Source organism: Kribbella qitaiheensis, assembly GCF_042657745.1.
GTDB classification, from domain to species: Bacteria; Actinomycetota; Actinomycetes; order Propionibacteriales; family Kribbellaceae; genus Kribbella; species Kribbella qitaiheensis.
In genome coordinates, this window is the sequence record NZ_JBHSKE010000003.1 from 20,403 (window position 1) to 35,952 (window position 15,550).

The following is a 15,550-nucleotide window of genomic DNA, read 5'->3' on the forward strand; positions in this document are numbered from 1 at the left end:
GGCAAGATCGCGTGATGCTACAACTCACGGATTTCATCATTGACTGTCCGGACCCAATGAAGCTGGCGGCCTTCTACGCCGCGGTGACAGGCCGCCCCATCAAGAACAGCCACGACACGGACAACTGGGCCGGCATCGCCTTCGGCGAGATCGAGCTGGCCTTCCAGCGGGTGGACGGCTACCGCGCCCCGCGCTGGCCCGACGACGAACACCCCAAGCAGTTCCACTTCGACTTCGAAGTGGACGAGATCGAGCCCGAACAGCGCCGCGTCGTCGAACTCGGCGCGACACTGCAGAAGGACTTCATCGGACCCGAGGGCTACGGCTGGCGGGTCTACACCGACCCGGTCGGGCATCCCTTCTGTCTGTGCCGCAACAAAGGGGTCACGTGGACCGACAAAGGGGTGGTGTTTCCCTACTAGAGAGCTTGTGGCCGACTCGCCGCCCACCTCGCCGAGACCCGATCAGCGGGTGCGGCGCTGATCGCCTGGTGCTGGATGCGCCGGCGGTCGCGGAGCAGCTAGCCGTTCGAACTATGCGGGCTCCTCTAACATCAGCACAGAAAGCCGGATGATCCGGACTTTCACGGCATCTGGGGGCGGAGTGGGCGTGGTGAGTGAAACCGAAGCGGCCCAGTGGACGACAGAGTTCGCGAAGACAGGCGAGGTGCGCGTCCCACCGCGGCGAAGTGTCACCGCACTGAAGACGCTGCTCTACGGGTTCCTGCTGGCGAATGAGATCGGGGCGGTCGTATCGGCCGCCCTCGGTCGCCAGAACTGGCGGTGGTGGCCACTGTTCTGCCTGGTGGCGGCGCCAGCCTTGATTCCGCTGATTTGGTGGTACGTCCGGATGGCGCTTTTTGGCCGGCCGGTGCTGGTGGTGGACAAGGACGGTGTGTCGCTTGGCCGGGAACGTCTCACTTGGGAGAACGTCAAGACCGTGGAAAGCCCCAACTCGGTGCGCCGACGCCCGCCCGATCCACGACGGCCGGTAGATGCCTCCCGTGAGTGGTTCGGGCTCGTCACCGTCGTTCCGGCCACGCAGCGCCGGACGCGGCAGATCTCTGTCGGAAAGGATCATGTCCGGGATCTCGAGGGTTTAGGAGCCTGGCTGGATGCGCTCCGGAGACAGAAGCAGACAGGCAGCCGCGGTGTCTGAAGCAGGGTCGGTTCGGGCAAGCCGATAACCGGCGCTATGTCGGCCGGTCTCCTGACCGGGAACCGGGCAAAAGGTTGGCGTTACGCGTCGGCCCGCGCCGGCTCTCCTGGTCGACCAGCGCCGCACCGACACCGGACAGTGGCAGGCGCTTCTCGCCACCGCCAACGGCACCAGCGGCGGCGTGCACGTCGGCTGGCACGAACCCGGCCAGGTCCGGCCCGTCACCGACGACCGCGCCGATCGGCAGGCACCGGCCTGACGTTGGCCCAAACTGGTGATCGAGTCTCGTCGCATTAGGAGCCCACGTGATGCTCGACATTCCCGATGAAGTGTGGAACAAGGTCGTCGCCGACGGAAACGCCGCGTGGCTCGACGAGCTGCCCTCGATCGTCGAATCTCTAGCGCAGGAGTGGTCATTGACCATCGGCGCCACGTTGCGCGGCGGCCACGCGGCGCTCGTCGTCGAGGCGACACTCGCTGACGGAACGGCGGCTGTCCTCAAGGTCGGCGTTCCGGGGACTCAGCGCGATCTCACCTTCGAGGCGACCGCGCTGCGCCTCGCCGACGGCGACGGCTGCGCGAGCCTGCTGCGCGACGACCTCGACCGCGGCGCACTCTTGCTCGAGCGACTCGGGGCTGCCATCTGCGACGTCGTGCCTGATCCCGCGACACGGCACGACATGATGTGCGATGTCGCTGTCCGGCTCTGGCGGCCGGTCAGCCACGATGTCGACCTGCCGACGGGCGCCGACAAGGCACGCGAGTATTCCGCCCTGCTGCCGCGACTGTGGGAAGAGACGGGTCAGGCGTGCTCGGAAGCGACAGTCGAGGACGCTCTCGCGTGCCTGAACCGTCGCCGCCGCGCCCACGATGACCGACACGCCGTGCTCGTACACGGCGACGTCCACGACCTCAACGTGCTTCAGGCGGCGGACGGCACGTTCAAGCTCATCGATCCGGGTGGCCTGCGCGCTGAGCGAGCATGCGACCTTGGCACCATCATCCGATGCAATCCCGACGTCGGCGACGACCTGCACGCCAGGGCGAAGCGGCTGGCCACCCACACTGGTGTAGACGCCACGGCGATCTGGGAGTGGGGAACGATCCACCGCGTCATCAGCGGCCTGTACAGCCGACAGATCGGGTTCCAGCCGTTCGGTGATCTGTTGCTCGCCGAGGCAGATCGACTAACAGTCAGCGGCCACGGGCCGGGCGGTGGTCAGTAGCGGCGGATCGACTTGATCCGCCGGTGACGACCGATGACAACGGACTACCGCTCTGAATCCGCCTTGAGGTCGAGGCCGATGCCGGATGGAGCAAGGAGGATCATTTGGTTGTGGTCGATGGTGTAGGTGACCGCAGGTCCGAGGGTGGACAGGATCGCGGTTTCTACGTCGGCTGTTTCGCCTGTACAAGGGTGGCCGGAGGTGGCGACGGCGGTGAAGGTCAGTTCTGTGTTGGAGCGGGTGACGGTGCCGGAGAGTTCGTTGCAACCGGTCCAGCCGGTCAGGCGGTTGCCGTCGAAGGAGATCCACGCTTGCTCGGCGTGATAGCGGTGGTGGCGCAGGTCGGCGTTGGTGATGGTGGTGACGACCTTCCACCTGATCCCGTCGACCGGGAAGTCGGGTTCGGCGATCTTCTTGTCGAGCAGCCTGATCGTCGTACCGTCTGACGCGAGCGTGAGCTCGTCGCCGTCTACGTGCCAGCTGGGATTGCTCATCAGAAAGGTCTTCAACCATTCCTCCTGAGCCCGGAGGGCCGGTTCGCAGCCGACCTGGGTGCCGCCGATGCCGTCGATCCACAGCCTCCCGTTGGCCAGCAGTTCGCCGGCAGCGGCGGCTGTGCCCATCTGGTTGCAACCGGCGTGCGCTCTCAGGACGTCGTACACCCGCGGCCCGTCCGCGTTCTTGTTGGGCATTCGTGCGAACTCCAGCCGGATGCGCGTCCTCGGCACCAACTGCCTGGCAGTCACTGCGGTAGACAGATAGGTGTTGCCCATCGGCGTACTGGTCGCTGGGTCCAGGCCGCCGATCGCGGACTTGAACTCGCGCAGTCGGTCCAGGAGTACGCCGGGTCCGCCGGCCGCTTGGTCCTGGATACCTGATCGATGCAGGGTCAGCAGGCCGTCCGGGTCGACGCGGATCATCGTGCTGGCTCCGTGTACGGCGGCCGGCGCACGCCGGTGGTCGGCGTCAATGATGACTGTGTCGGCCGGGTACTGCGCGCGGACTTCGGCGGCGGAGGCAGCCGGGGCTTCGCCGGTCCGGCTGGCGCTACTTCCGTACAGGAAGGGAAAGGTCAGCCACAGTAGCGCCAGTGGACCCCAGGATCCGTCGAAGAACACCACCCAGCCGTCCTGGATGGCCGGCGCCAGCCACTCGGGCATCGTCGGGTCGGACCGGATCGGCGCCAGTACGGTAATCCGCTCGGCGAGAGCGAAATCGACCGCAGCGCGGGCGTCGCTCCGGAGGTCGAGGAACCGGAAGAGCTGATCGTGAGCGGCAGCCGTATGGACCGAGATTCCGACCGGCTGGTTGGCGGGGCGGCCTTTCAGGAGATTCACCGCCCGGGGATCGCGGGCCACCACGCCGTACGTCATCGGACTGGGGTTGGTCACGACAACAGCCCCACCGCCACGCAGCACCTCGATCGCATGAAGCTGTGCTCGATCGAACTCGGGCAGATCCGACTGGCTCATTCTCCAAGTATCGCCCGGGCGGCCGGCGACGTCGTGTAGTTGTCGACGGTCATGGAGTTGTAGGCGCGGGCGCTCTTTGTGGTGAGTCGGAGCAGTGCGCGGCTCGAAAGCCACCGCTTCTTCCGCACTCCCATCGAGCGCTCGGATCGGACTGACGTTGGATGGGGTGTTGGGAATCGATCGTTTCTCAACACCCCCAGCAGTTGGCCGACCAGGACTTCGACACGCCGCGCACGGACTGTCGTAAACGTGTTGCAAAGTCGGACTGTCCAACAACTCCACGCTCACCCTTTTTCGTACAGTCAGCGGTGTGATCGCTACCGATCTCGACCACCGCGCCGCGTTGCTGCTCGATCCTGACCCACTCGGTGTCATCGGCGGCGGCATGCTCCTCGGCTACGCCAGAGTCTCCACTCGTGATCAGAACCTGGACCGCCAGCTCGACCTCCTGAGCGCAGCTGGATGCAGCCGGATCTTCCAGGACAAGCTCAGCGCCGCCGCCGATGCCGGCGCAGGGTTGTAGTCGGCCTACTCGGTGTACTTCTCGTGCGCGGCCATCGCCGCGCCGACGATGCCGGCGTTGTTGAGCAGCTGAGCCGGCTTCACCGGGGTGGAGATCTCGAGCAGCGGCACCCACTTGTCGGCGTTCTTGCTGACCCCGCCGCCGACCACGAACAGGTCGGGGGTGAACAGGTTCTCCACGTGCCGAAGGTATCGCTGCACCCGCTTGGCCCACTGTTTGTACGACAGGCCCTCGTTGTCCTTCGCCGCCGAGGAGGCCTTCTTCTCCGCGTCGTACCCGTCCAGCTCGAGGTGACCGAGCTCGGTGTTGGGCACGAGCTGGCCGTCGAGCAGCAGCGCGCTGCCGATACCGGTGCCGAAGGTGAGCAGGATGACCACGCCGTCGACGCCCTTGGCCGCGCCGAACCGGGCCTCGGCGATACCGGCCGCGTCGGCATCGTTGAGCACGGTCACGTCGCAGTGGGTGACGTCGGTGAAGACCTTCTCGATGTCGGTCCCGATCCAGCTCTTGTCGACGTTCGCGGCGGTCTTGGCCACCCCGTTCTTGATCACGGCCGGGAACGTCGCACCCAGCTCACCGGTCCACCCGGCCTGCTTGACCAGCCGGGCCACGACCGCGGCGACGGGCTCCGGCGTGGACGGGTTGGGCGTCAGGTACTTCACCCGCTCCGTGGCCAGATCGCCCTTCGCCAGGTCGACGATGGCGCCCTTGATCCCGCTGCCGCCGATGTCGACCCCGAAAGCGGTCGACGTCCTCATCCTGGGCACCTGATCTCTCCTCTCGCCCGCAGTTGCCGCACCGGGTCAGCGTCCTCGCCGGCGTCGAGCAGATCGGCACGGCTGGCCACCGACGCGTATCGACCACACATGCTAGCCAGCCTGCCACGCGCCTCGGACGCCGTCAGCGATGTTGGCGGAATCACTCTCGTCCGGCGCCTCCGCGCTCTGGTACAACAAGCAGCGATTCGCTGGTCATCCGTCGGCGGCCTACAGCGGCCCGGCTGGCGGTCGTGACCAACGCCGAGATGGTGGCGCACTGGGCCGACTCGCGGAGGATGAGCTTGCCTGCAAGCTCGTGCCGCGACGTAAACCGAAGTTACAACTCAAGTCACCCCGGCTCACGGCAGTCCGGGTCACGGCAGGCTGAGACCGGCGGCCTTGGTCGTCAGATAGCGCTGCTCCGGCAGACTCGTCGTACGGCGGGCTGCCGCGAGGTAGTGCTCGCGGGCCTCGGGGAGGCGGCCGAGGCGCTCCAGGAGGTGCGCGCGGACGGAGTCCAGCCGGTGGTTGTCGGTCATCCGATGGTCGTCGTCCAGGGTGGCGAGCAGGTCGAGACCGGCCTGGGCGCCTTCCACCTCGGCGAGGGCGATCGCACGGTTGAGTGTGATCATCGGGTTCGGCGAGATCTTCTCGAGTAGCAGGTACAGCGCGAGGATCTGCGGCCAGTCGGTGTCGTCGGCGCTCGGGGCCTCCGCGTGGATCGCGGCGATGGCGGCCTGCAGTTGGTAGGGGCCGACCTCGCCGTGGGCGAGCGTCCGCAGGATCAGCGCGGCCCCTTCGGCGATCGGTTCCCGCAACCAGACGCTGCAGTCCTGTTCGTCGATCGGGATCAGGCTGCCGTCCGGGCCCGAGCGCGCGAGGCGGCGGGAGTCGGTCAGCAGCATCAACGCGAGCAGACCGGCGACCTCGCCCTCGTCGGGCAGGAGTTGGTAGAGCAGGCGCGTCAGCCGGATCGCCTCGGCGGTCAGCTCGACGCGTTGCAGGTCGGCGCCCGAGCTGGCGGTGTACCCCTCGTTGAAGATCAGGTAGAGCACCTGGAGGACTACCCGGAGGCGGTCGGCGCGCTCCTCCTCGGGCGGCATCGCGAACCGGCTGCCGGCGGCCTTGATGCTCTTCTTGGCGCGACTGATCCGTGGTGCCATCGTGGCGTCGGGCACCATGAACGCCTTCGCGATCTCAGCCGTGGTCAGACCACCGACCGCTCGGAGCGTCAGGGCGACCTGGGAGGCCGGGGTGACCGCCGGATGGCAGCAGAGGAAGAGCAGGGTGAGTGTGTCGTCGGACTCCGGCGGCTGGTCCTGATCAGCGCCAGGGGCAACGAATTCCTCTGCCCCGGCCATCGCAGCGACCGTGTCCTCGCGGCGGCGGCGGGCGTTCTCGCTCCGGAACAGGTCCGTCAGCCGCCGGGTCGCGACGGTGATCAACCAGCCGCGCGGGTTGGTGGGCACCCCGTCCACCGGCCACTGGGTTGCAGCCGCGAGCAGAGCCTCCTGTACTGCATCCTCGCACGCGTCGAACTGCCCATGCCGCCGAGCCAGGAACCCCAGCACCTGAGGCGCCAACTCCCGCAGCAGGTCCTCCACCCGATACTCCTCGTTCCCCTCCATACCTCCACCCTCGCACTCCCCCGGCGCAACCCCAACCACACCCGCCTCTGTGGGCGCCGTGGCGGATCGGCCTAGGCTGATCGGATGGAGCTCGAGGGGGCAACGGTTGTCCTGACCGGTGCGACGACGGGTATCGGTCGGGCTACCGCGGTCGCGTTGGCGCCGCGGGTTCGGCAATTGATCGTCCACGGACCACAGGCGCCGGCTGAGGTCGCGGGGTTGGTGGATCAACTCAGGGCCGGTGGCGACGTCGTTTACCTGCAAGCCGACTACGGAGAGCTTGCAGCAGTCGGGCGGTTGGCTGAGGGGATCCGGTCCGCTACGGATCGGCTCGACGTACTGATCAACAACGCTGGTCGGCCCGGCGCGCCCACTCGCACGCTGAGCCGCGACGGCATCGAGCTCACTTTGCAGACGAACTACCTGGCGCCCGTCGCGCTCACCACCGCGCTCCTCGAGCTGATGCCAGCCGGGCGGATCGTCAACGTGGCGTCGGCGACTCACCTGTCTGCGACGCTCCATTTGGATGATCTCGGGCTCGCGCGGCACCCGTATGCGCCGTCCACCGCCTACGCGCACTCGAAGCTCGCGTTGGTCACCTACACCTGCTGGCTCGCGAAGAACCTGCCAAGCGCATCCATCGAGGCGGTCAGCATGCACCCTGGGGTGATCGCGACGGACCTCCTGCACGCGATGTTCTCCATAGGCGGCGACAGTGTCGAGTACGCCGCCGCGAACCTGCTCGAGGTCGTCTCACTGACCGGAGACAACGGCACGTACTACGACGAGCGCCTGCCCGCGCCCCCGAACCCGATCGCCCAGAACCCCGAAACCCAGGCCCGCCTCTACCAACTCACCTCCGATCTCCTGCAGCGGGCCTAAGGCCAGGGTGTTCAGCGTTGGAGATGGCGGAGAGCGGTTGTGGTCGGGATTCGGGTCAGGGGGCCTACGAGGGAGGCGTCGCGCAGGGCTGTTCGGGCGGCCAGGTGGCCGCAGGCGCCATGAACCCCGGGGCCGGGATGAATGGCTGAGCTGCCCAGGTAGAGCCCGGAGACGACGGTGCGGGGGCTGCCCAGGCCGATGGTCGGGCGGAAGATCAGCTGCTGGTGGAGTTGCGAGGTGCCGCCACCCAGAGCACCCATCCCCAGCGAGGCGTTGCCAGCCGTGAAATCGCTGGGGCGTTGCAGGTCGCGGTCCACCACCAGGTCGAGGAATCCGGGCGCGTGACGATCGATCGCGCGGTCCATCCGAGCGGCGAGCTTGTCCGCGGACGCGTCGTCGGCGATCCCCCGCGGCAGGTGTGAATAGGCCCAGACGGCCTCAGAACCGGCCGGTGACCGGGTGGGATCCGCCTTGCTGGTCTGGCCGATCAGCAGGAAGGGTGCTGACGGCAACCGCCCGGTGTCGAGATCCGCGGACAGGTGGACCAGGTCGTCCGCGGTACCACCGAGGTGGATCACCCCGGCCGAGTGTGCCTCCGCCGCGCGCCACGGGATCGGCCCCCTGAGCCGGTAGTTCACCTTGACCGTCGGATAGTCCCACTCGAATCGCTCGAGATCCCGTCGCAGCCCGGACGGAACACTTGCCGCTGGCAACAGTTCACCGTACAGGGTGGGAGCGGAGACGTCGGCGATCACCGCGCGGCGGACGGAGATCGTCTCGCCCGAGGCAGTGCGGACGCCCGTCACCTTCCCGGCGGAGACGTCGATACCCGTGACCGGCGTACCGGAGGCGAGGAGGACGCCGGCCAGCTCGGCGCGGCGGACCAGGGCCGTCGACAGTGAGCTCGATCCGCCGGCGGCGACAGGGAAGCCGACGTCCTGGGCGAGCATCGCGAGCAGCCAGCCCATGGTGCCGCTGACACTCCCACTCAGGGACGCGTCGGCGTGGAACGCGTTCCCGGCCAGCAGAGCGCGCCCGCGTGGACCCTCGAAGAGCTCCTGGCCCATCCGGTGCATCGGCATCGCCATGAACCGCGCGAACCGGGCCAACTCCCCCACAGACCCGAGCTTGCGAGCCAGCCGAAGACCCGGGCCGACCGGCGGCCAGGAGGTGAGCAACGAGTTCAGGAAGGGCTCGCGGATCTTCACGTAGAACTCGTAGAGCCTCAGCCAGGCGTCGCCGTCCGCTGGGTGATCGACCGCCAGAGACTCGGCGGTGTCGGTCGGATCGGGATGGATCGTGGCCGCGGTCTCGTCGTCCGGATGCATGAGATGCGCGAGCGGCGCCGGCGCGTGCGCCCAGCGCAGCCCGTACTTCTCCAGCTCCAGTGCCCGGAGCACCGGCGAGGCCACGCCCAAGGGATAGCTGGAGCTGAACCGATCACTGATCCAGCCGTCACTGTCCTCCGAGCGCACTGCTCCACCGAAGAGCTCCGCCGCCTCCAGGACGAGCACGTCCCAGCCGGCGTCGGCCAGCCCGATCGCGCTCACCAGCCCGTTCGGCCCTGAACCGATCACCACGGCATCAACACTGCGCGGCAGCATGCTCTTGACTCTAACTCTGGCGGGACTCGATCTCCTGCATCAAGGTGGTGAGTTCGTGGGCGCGGCCAAGCATCGCGGGGTCGACCATCCGGCCGTCGGGAAGTACGATCACGCCGCCGTCCGCCACTCCGGCCTTCGCGACAGCGGCCAGCAGCGCGGCGGCGTCGGCGACCTGCGAGGCCGACGGCGTGAAGCACTCCACGATCGTCGGCAACTGCCGCGGATGGATCGCCGTCCGGCCCACGAATCCCAGCGCGCGGCCCTCCAAGCACGTACGCCGCAGGCCTTCCTCATCCTTCACGTGCGGGTAGACCGACAGCATCGGCGCACCCAAGCCGGCTGCGCGCGAAGCCGACACGATCCGACCGCGCGCCCAGGCGAGACCTTCCGGTCCATCGACACCGAGCGAGCTCGCCAGGTCGGCCTCCCCCAACGCCACAGCGACTACCCGCCGGTCAGCGGAGGCGATCTCGAAGGCACGCTCCAAGCCCAGCGGAGACTCGATCAGCGCGGTGATCCTTGCCGACGGCACCTGCTGGAGCACCTGCCGGACGTCATCGGCGCTCTCCACCTTCGGCAGCCGGATCCGGACCGTCGGTACTGCGGCCAGCGCGGCCAGGTCGTCCTCGATCCACGGCGTCCCGGGCGCGTTCACCCGGACCTCGATCGCCGTGGACCCCTTGAACGCCGCGATCCAGGCAACCGCCCAGCCGCGAGCCTCCACCTTGTCAGCGACGGGTACGGCGTCCTCGAGGTCGAACACCACCAGATCGGGGCCGGAGGCAACAGCCTTGGCGAACCGGTCCGGCCTGTTCGCGGGGACGTACAGAGCGGTCAACACCTACACGACACCAGCTTCACGCAACGCGGCCAGTTGCTCGGCGGTGACACCGATCTCGGCCAGTACGGCGTCCGTGTCCGCGCCGTGCGGGCGACCCGCCCAGCGGATCGAGCCAGGCGACTCCGACAGCCGGAACAGCACGTTCTGCATCTGCACCGGACCCCCGAGCTCGTCGTCCTCGACGGACACGATCGTGTTCAGCGCGGCGTACTGCGGGTCCGTCATGATGCCGCGAATGTCGTGCACCGGGCCGACCGCGGCCTCGGCCTTCTCGAAGGCGAGCATGACCTCGTCCAGAGAGCGGTCCCCGATCCAGGAACCGACGGCCTCGTCCAGTTCGTCCGCGTGCTCGGCCCGCTCCCGGCCGGTTCCGAACCACGGCTGCGCGACCAGATCCGGCCGCCCAACCAGGGTGACGACGCGTTCGGCGATGCTTTGCGAACTAGTCGACACCGCGACCCACCGGCCGTCGGCCGTCTGGTAGACGTTGCGAGGCGCGTTGTTAGACGAGCGGTTGCCCAGCCGGGGCTGGACGTAGCCGGTCTGCTGGTACGCCGTGATCTGGCCGCCGAGCATCATCAGGATCGGCTCGATGATGGCCAGGTCGATCACTTGGCCGGCCCCGGACCGGTCCCGCTCGCGCAGCGCCACCAGTACGGCGTACGCGGTGGCCAGGGCGGTGATGCCGTCGGCGAGACCGAAAGGCGGCAGCGTCGGCGGGCCGTCGGGTTCACCCGTGACGGCCGCGAACCCGCTCATCGCCTCGGCGAGCGACCCGAAGCCGGGCCGGCTCGACCACGGGCCTGTCTGGCCGAAGGCGGTCACCCGGGCGATCACCAGGCGCGGGTTGGCCTCGAGCATTACGTCGGGACCGAGTCCCCAGCGCTCCAGCGTGCCGGGCCGGAAGTTCTCGACCAGGACGTCGTTCGCCCGGACCAGGTCGAGGAACACGTCGCGGCCCTGCGACAGGTCGAGCGTCGCGAGGCGCTTGTTCCGGCCGAGCGTCTTGAACCACAGCCCGACGCCGTCCTTGCTGGTCCCGTGACCGCGCGCCGCGTCCGGCCGGGACGGGTGCTCGATCTTCGTCACGTCCGCGCCGAAGTCCCCCAGGAACGTCGCCGCCAGCGGTCCCGCGAACAGCGTCGCCGCCTCCAGCACCTTCACACCTTCGAGTGGCGCCGCCCTCATCCCGCCCCGCCTCTCACAACTACCCGAACAGCAACTACCTGAACAGCGATCATGCCGAGCACCGGAAGACTCCAGGTGTCATCCCGCGCACCGGAAGCCGATGGTCTCCGAACGGTCCAGGCCGCCACCGGTGAGGACCAGCTTGAAGCTGACCTCCGGCTCCTGCGGACCGCCGTCGGAGTACCAGTCGGAGCCCTCGGCAACGTAGTGCGAGCCGCCCTTGAGGATGCAGAACCGGCTGCGCCCGTCGCGGTGCTCGCTCTCGGTCAGGTTCCACACCAGCGGCTCGGCGCGGGTGAACCCGTCCAGCCCGGCGGCCACCTGCCACTCGTCCTCGGTGGGCAGCCGCCCGCCACGCCAGGCCGCGTAGGCCCGGGCGTCCGGCAGGTCGACATACGTCACCGGCTGGTCCTCGGTGCCGGCCGCAGGCGCGCCGTCGACCCAGTGCGCCAGGAACCGGTTCGCGACCTTCGGCTGGTACCCCGTCGCCGCCAGGAACTCGGCGTACTCGGCGTTCGTCACCTCGCGGGTCGCCACCGGGATCTCGGAGAGCGTGACCTCGCGCTGAATCGTCTGGATGTCGTGCAGACGAGGAGGCAGCGGCTTCCACTCCTCGACGTACGGCGCCTGGTCGTACAGCCCGGTCTCGCGCCGCCGGTGCCGAGCGGTCAGAGAGCGCTCCCCGGCCGGTACGACGACCGTCGCGCCGAGCGTGGCTCCACCCGTCACCTCCGGTACTGCGACACGCTCCGTCCGAGCGACCGGGAACGCCGAGTCCTTGACGTGCGGCCGGGAGAACGTCCCGAGCCGGCGGGCGGTCGCCCGGCAGGTCTGGCCCGCCGTCGCCCCGATCCGGACGATCCCGGCGACCCCACGGCCCGGCACGACCAGGTGCACCCCGTCGTCGTCCGCGGTGATCGGGACGCCCGAGGTCACGTCGTACCAGTCGCCGACCTGGTCCTCGGAGTGCAGGACGATGCCCTCGAAGTCCTCGTCGTGGCGGTTGATCACGGTCCAGAAGGTTACGTCGGCCAGCTCGAACCGCGAGGCGAAGACGCCGTGCGCCCGCGCCTTGTCCGGGATCTCCGGCGTCAGCGGGATCCAGTCGCCGTTGATCAGAACGGGAGAGAACGCTCGCTGCGCCGCGACCATCCGGCGCAGCGTGGCCCGGTCCCGCGCGTTCCAGCCGACCCAGGCGGAGAACACGGACTCCCAGACCAGGATGCCGACGCCGTTCACCCAGGCGGACTGCAGTTCGTCGCTGTGGTCGCGGTTCCAGCGGCGGGTGTGGTGCATCATGTGCCGGCGCTCGAACAGGTGCGCCCGCAGGACGCCGGGCGCGCGGGTGTCGGCGAACCACTGCGCCCAGGACAGCGCGTGGTCCGCGATCCTTGCCAACGGCAACCTCGACTCGCCCTCGAAGGCGATCGCCGGGTTCACCTTGCGCAGCGCCCGGGTGAAGGCCGGGTCGCCCTCCTTCAGCGTGTCGAGAAAGGCGCCGTCGGCACCGAAGTCGGTCACCAGCGCGGCGAACTCCTCGGCGTCGGACCGGGCCGCCCGGCGGGTGCCGACGTCCCACGGGTTGTAGTCGAAGAAGACCTTCAGCCCGAGGTCGTGCAGCGCGTCGATCAGTTCCTTCAGCCCGGGCACGTCACGGTAGAAGTCGAACTGGTTGCGCGAGTCGATCCCGATCACCGGGTACGCGTGCCACAGCACCACCGCGTCGTACCCGCCGAAGTCCTCGATCCCGTGCCGGACGAACTTCTCCGGCGTGAACCGGCCCGCGTCCACGTCGTACAACTGGTCGTCCCACAGCCAGACCAGCGCCACCGAGTACGCCGTCTGGGTCCACTCGCGGCCGGGCACCTCGTAGTGCGTGCCCCCGTCGTAACGGGTCCGGTCGTACGCGCCCATCAACCACTCGGCGAGCTTGCCGCGCCAGCGGGGCAGATCGGCCGGGTCGTCGGGGGCGCCGAGGATCTTGGCGTCGTCGAGGAAGGCCAGGTCGGCCCGCAGCCCGAGGTCGACCTTGGCGGGCTGGTCGATCGGCCTGGGCTCGAGGGGGTTCACAGGTATACCTCCGCATAACGCGCGTCGATGACTTCCCCGTGAGGCACCGAGGCAATCGCTCCCCCGGTTTGAACGCTCAATGAAGCAGCAACGTTAGCGCGTCGGACCGCATTCGTCAGGTCGCGCCCAGTAGTTGAGGCGGTAGCTGATGCCGCAGCCAATGTCGCCGCCAGTACTCCGCAGAAGGTGTCGCCGGCCGCGGTCGTGTCGACCACCTCTACCGACACCCCCGGGACTCGAATTTCCGCGGCATCCCGCGTCAGGATCACCGCTCCTTCGGCGCCCAGCGTGACCACCGCGGCAGGCACCCGTTCCAGCAGTGCCGACAGTTTCGGACCCCCCACAGCCTCGGCCTCCGTCTCGTTCACCACCAGCAGGTCGACGTGCGCGAGCAACTCGTCCGAGAGCTCCGCCGCGGGCGCTGCGTTGAGCACGAAGTAAGAGCTCGCCGCAGCAGCCGCCTGCACCGTATCGAACGGGATCTCCAGTTGGGAAAGGATTATTTTCGCCTCGCGGACAGCTCGGAGCGCTTCCTCGGACAGCTCGAGCGTCGCGTTGGCCGACGGCGCGACGACGATCGAGTTCTCCCCGTCCTCGGCGACCGTGATGATCGCCGTACCGGTCGGCTGCTCGGAGGTCGAGACGAGGGACAGGTCGACCCCCGCCTCGCCGAGCGCGTCCCGCAGCAACGCCCCGCCGTCGTCCGCGCCGAGCGCCGCGACGAACGCGGTGGAGGCGCCGGCCCGCGCGGCCGCGACCGCCTGGTTCGCACCTTTGCCGCCCGGCCCGCGGGTCAGCCCGCCGGCCAGCACGGTCTCGCCGGGCCGGGGGATCCGCTGGACCGGCAGCACCAGATCCACGTTCGCGCTCCCCACGACTACGACGTCAGCCACGCCGCTCCCCCTCGTCACTCGTCGCCGCCGCCACGGTTCGCGCGGCCAGTTCGTCGATCGCCACCTGGTTCATCCCGGGCAGGCTGGTGGCGATCCGGTTGTCCAATGGTCTGGACCACTCTGCCGGAACTCCGAGCGCCGCGCCAAGTACGGCGCCGACAGTCGCGCCGGCCGAGTCGGTGTCCCACCCGCCCATCACCGCCCGGCCGATCCCGGTGGCGAAGTCCGGCGCGGTCAGCGCGTACGCCGTGAGGGCGCTGTTGTTGACCGAGTGCACCCAGTGCAGGTGCCCGTATGCCGAGTGCAGCGCGTCGAGCGCGTCGTCCAGCGGAGCATCGGCGAGGGACAACCCGAACCGGACGGCCCGGGCGATCTCCCCTTCGGCGTCGACCACCTCGAGACCGGCCAGCGCGACCTCGCGTGGATCGTCGAGCACCATGGCCGCCGCCGACATCGCCGCCACCCAGAGAGCCCCGTCGACTCCCGCGCCGGTGTGGCTCAGCCGCGCATCCGCCAGGGCGAGCTGAGCCGCGGCCGTCCGGTCCCCCGGGCGCGTCCATCCATAGGCGTCGGTCCGGATCTGCGCGCCGATCCACTCGCGGAACGGATTCCGCACCAGCGCCGCCTGCAGCGGATCGACCCCCTCGAGAAGGTTGCGGTAGGCAACCCGCTCGGCGGTGAACACCCGGCCGGCCGGCAGATCACTGAGCCACGCCTGCGCCACCTCCTCGGTGGTCAGGGCGGAGCCGTGCCGCTCCACCAACTGCAGCGCCAGGATCGCGAAGTTCAGGTCGTCGTCCTCGGGCATCCCGTCGATGACCTCGCGCAGACTCGTCGGCTTCGACCGCCGGTTCCACGGCCATTTCGCCTGCACCTCGTCCGGCACTCCGACCGCGGTGATGTACTGCGTCAGCGGCCACTGCCCGGAGCTCTCCAGGATCTCGCGGATGCCCTCACGCGGGATCTTCTCCACCGGCTTGCCGAGCAGGTTGCCCGCGGCCCGGCCGAGCCACGCGTTCAGCGCGCGCTCCGACAGGTCGGCCGATCCGGTCAGCTTGTCCAGCACCGGGATCGCCGGCGGCGTCCACGCGGGAGTCCGCGAGTCCAGCTCGGCCAGCAACTCCCGGGCCAGCTCCCGCAACTCCGCCGTCGCCGGCTTGTCGGAGGCACCCGACACCGGAGCGTCCGCAGTACCGCCGGCTCGGCGCCAGCGGTCCTCGACATCCGCGATGTCGACACCCTCTGCACGACCTTGGACCAGTTGGTGCGGCAGCAGGTCCTCCGGCTGCACCCAGGTCAATCTCATC

At 68.9% G+C, this 15,550-nt stretch carries 14 protein-coding genes; 5 read left to right on the forward strand and 9 right to left on the reverse strand.

The window, feature by feature from the left end:
• Nucleotides 1-14: 14 nt before the first annotated feature.
• The 3 genes from ACFPJ1_RS01660 (at nucleotide 15) to ACFPJ1_RS01670 (ending at nucleotide 2,384) form a co-directional block, all read left to right on the forward strand.
• Nucleotides 15-422, forward strand: coding sequence for a VOC family protein (locus tag ACFPJ1_RS01660; RefSeq protein WP_380100965.1), 408 nt, complete (start codon nucleotides 15-17; stop codon nucleotides 420-422).
• 190 nt (nucleotides 423-612) lie between these two features.
• On the forward strand, nucleotides 613-1,158 hold the full coding sequence (locus tag ACFPJ1_RS01665) for a hypothetical protein (protein ID WP_380100966.1): 546 nt from the start codon (nucleotides 613-615) through the stop codon (nucleotides 1,156-1,158).
• A gap of 308 nt (nucleotides 1,159-1,466) precedes the next feature.
• Nucleotides 1,467-2,384: an aminoglycoside phosphotransferase family protein gene (locus tag ACFPJ1_RS01670; RefSeq protein ID WP_380100967.1), complete on the forward strand. Its 918-nt coding sequence runs from the start codon at nucleotides 1,467-1,469 to the stop codon at nucleotides 2,382-2,384.
• Nucleotides 2,385-2,428: 44 nt separating this feature from the next.
• Here the strand turns inward: ACFPJ1_RS01670 and ACFPJ1_RS01675 are convergent, their stop codons facing one another.
• A complete protein-coding gene (locus tag ACFPJ1_RS01675; protein ID WP_380100968.1) occupies nucleotides 2,429-3,856 on the reverse strand; it encodes an META domain-containing protein in 1,428 nt (475 codons plus the stop codon).
• 310 nt (nucleotides 3,857-4,166) lie between these two features.
• On the opposite strand from ACFPJ1_RS01675, the gene ACFPJ1_RS01680 reads away from it, so the two are divergent.
• A complete protein-coding gene (locus tag ACFPJ1_RS01680) occupies nucleotides 4,167-4,379 on the forward strand; it encodes a recombinase family protein (RefSeq protein ID WP_380100969.1) in 213 nt (70 codons plus the stop codon).
• A gap of 5 nt (nucleotides 4,380-4,384) precedes the next feature.
• On the opposite strand, the gene ppgK is transcribed toward ACFPJ1_RS01680, so the two are convergent.
• Both ppgK and ACFPJ1_RS01690 read right to left on the reverse strand, forming a co-directional pair.
• Nucleotides 4,385-5,137: a polyphosphate--glucose phosphotransferase gene (gene ppgK, locus ACFPJ1_RS01685; RefSeq protein ID WP_380100970.1), complete on the reverse strand. Its 753-nt coding sequence runs from the start codon at nucleotides 5,135-5,137 to the stop codon at nucleotides 4,385-4,387.
• Nucleotides 5,138-5,511: 374 nt separating this feature from the next.
• Nucleotides 5,512-6,765, reverse strand: coding sequence for an RNA polymerase sigma factor (locus tag ACFPJ1_RS01690; protein WP_380100971.1), 1,254 nt, complete (start codon nucleotides 6,763-6,765; stop codon nucleotides 5,512-5,514).
• Between the two features lie 84 nt (nucleotides 6,766-6,849).
• Here ACFPJ1_RS01690 and ACFPJ1_RS01695 point away from each other — a divergent pair, with 84 nt between their 5' ends.
• Entirely contained in the window at nucleotides 6,850-7,647 is a 798-nt protein-coding gene (locus tag ACFPJ1_RS01695) for an SDR family NAD(P)-dependent oxidoreductase (RefSeq protein ID WP_380100972.1), read from the forward strand.
• 11 nt (nucleotides 7,648-7,658) lie between these two features.
• On the opposite strand, the gene ACFPJ1_RS01700 is transcribed toward ACFPJ1_RS01695, so the two are convergent.
• The 6 genes from ACFPJ1_RS01700 to ACFPJ1_RS01725 form a co-directional block, all read right to left on the reverse strand.
• Nucleotides 7,659-9,251 (reverse strand): phytoene desaturase family protein, encoded by a 1,593-nt coding sequence (locus ACFPJ1_RS01700; protein ID WP_380100973.1) that lies wholly within the window; start codon nucleotides 9,249-9,251, stop codon nucleotides 7,659-7,661.
• A 10-nt stretch (nucleotides 9,252-9,261) separates the two neighbouring features.
• The gene (locus ACFPJ1_RS01705) at nucleotides 9,262-10,092 is read right to left on the reverse strand and encodes an HpcH/HpaI aldolase/citrate lyase family protein (protein WP_380100974.1); all 831 of its coding nucleotides are present in this window, start codon (nucleotides 10,090-10,092) and stop codon (nucleotides 9,262-9,264) included.
• Nucleotides 10,093-11,280 carry a CaiB/BaiF CoA transferase family protein gene (locus ACFPJ1_RS01710; protein ID WP_380100975.1) on the reverse strand — a complete coding sequence of 396 codons (1,188 nt, stop codon included), beginning with the start codon at nucleotides 11,278-11,280 and terminating at the stop codon, nucleotides 10,093-10,095.
• 78 nt (nucleotides 11,281-11,358) lie between these two features.
• Entirely contained in the window at nucleotides 11,359-13,350 is a 1,992-nt protein-coding gene (locus tag ACFPJ1_RS01715) for an SUMF1/EgtB/PvdO family nonheme iron enzyme (RefSeq protein ID WP_380100976.1), read from the reverse strand.
• The gene (locus tag ACFPJ1_RS01720) at nucleotides 13,347-14,243 is read right to left on the reverse strand and encodes a ribokinase (RefSeq protein WP_380100977.1); all 897 of its coding nucleotides are present in this window, start codon (nucleotides 14,241-14,243) and stop codon (nucleotides 13,347-13,349) included. The genes ACFPJ1_RS01715 and ACFPJ1_RS01720 overlap by 4 nt, the downstream gene beginning before the upstream one ends.
• Nucleotides 14,236-15,549, reverse strand: a complete 1,314-nt coding sequence (locus ACFPJ1_RS01725) for an ADP-ribosylglycohydrolase family protein (RefSeq protein ID WP_380100978.1) — start codon at nucleotides 15,547-15,549, stop codon at nucleotides 14,236-14,238. The genes ACFPJ1_RS01720 and ACFPJ1_RS01725 overlap by 8 nt, the downstream gene beginning before the upstream one ends.
• Nucleotide 15,550 lies beyond the last annotated feature (1 nt).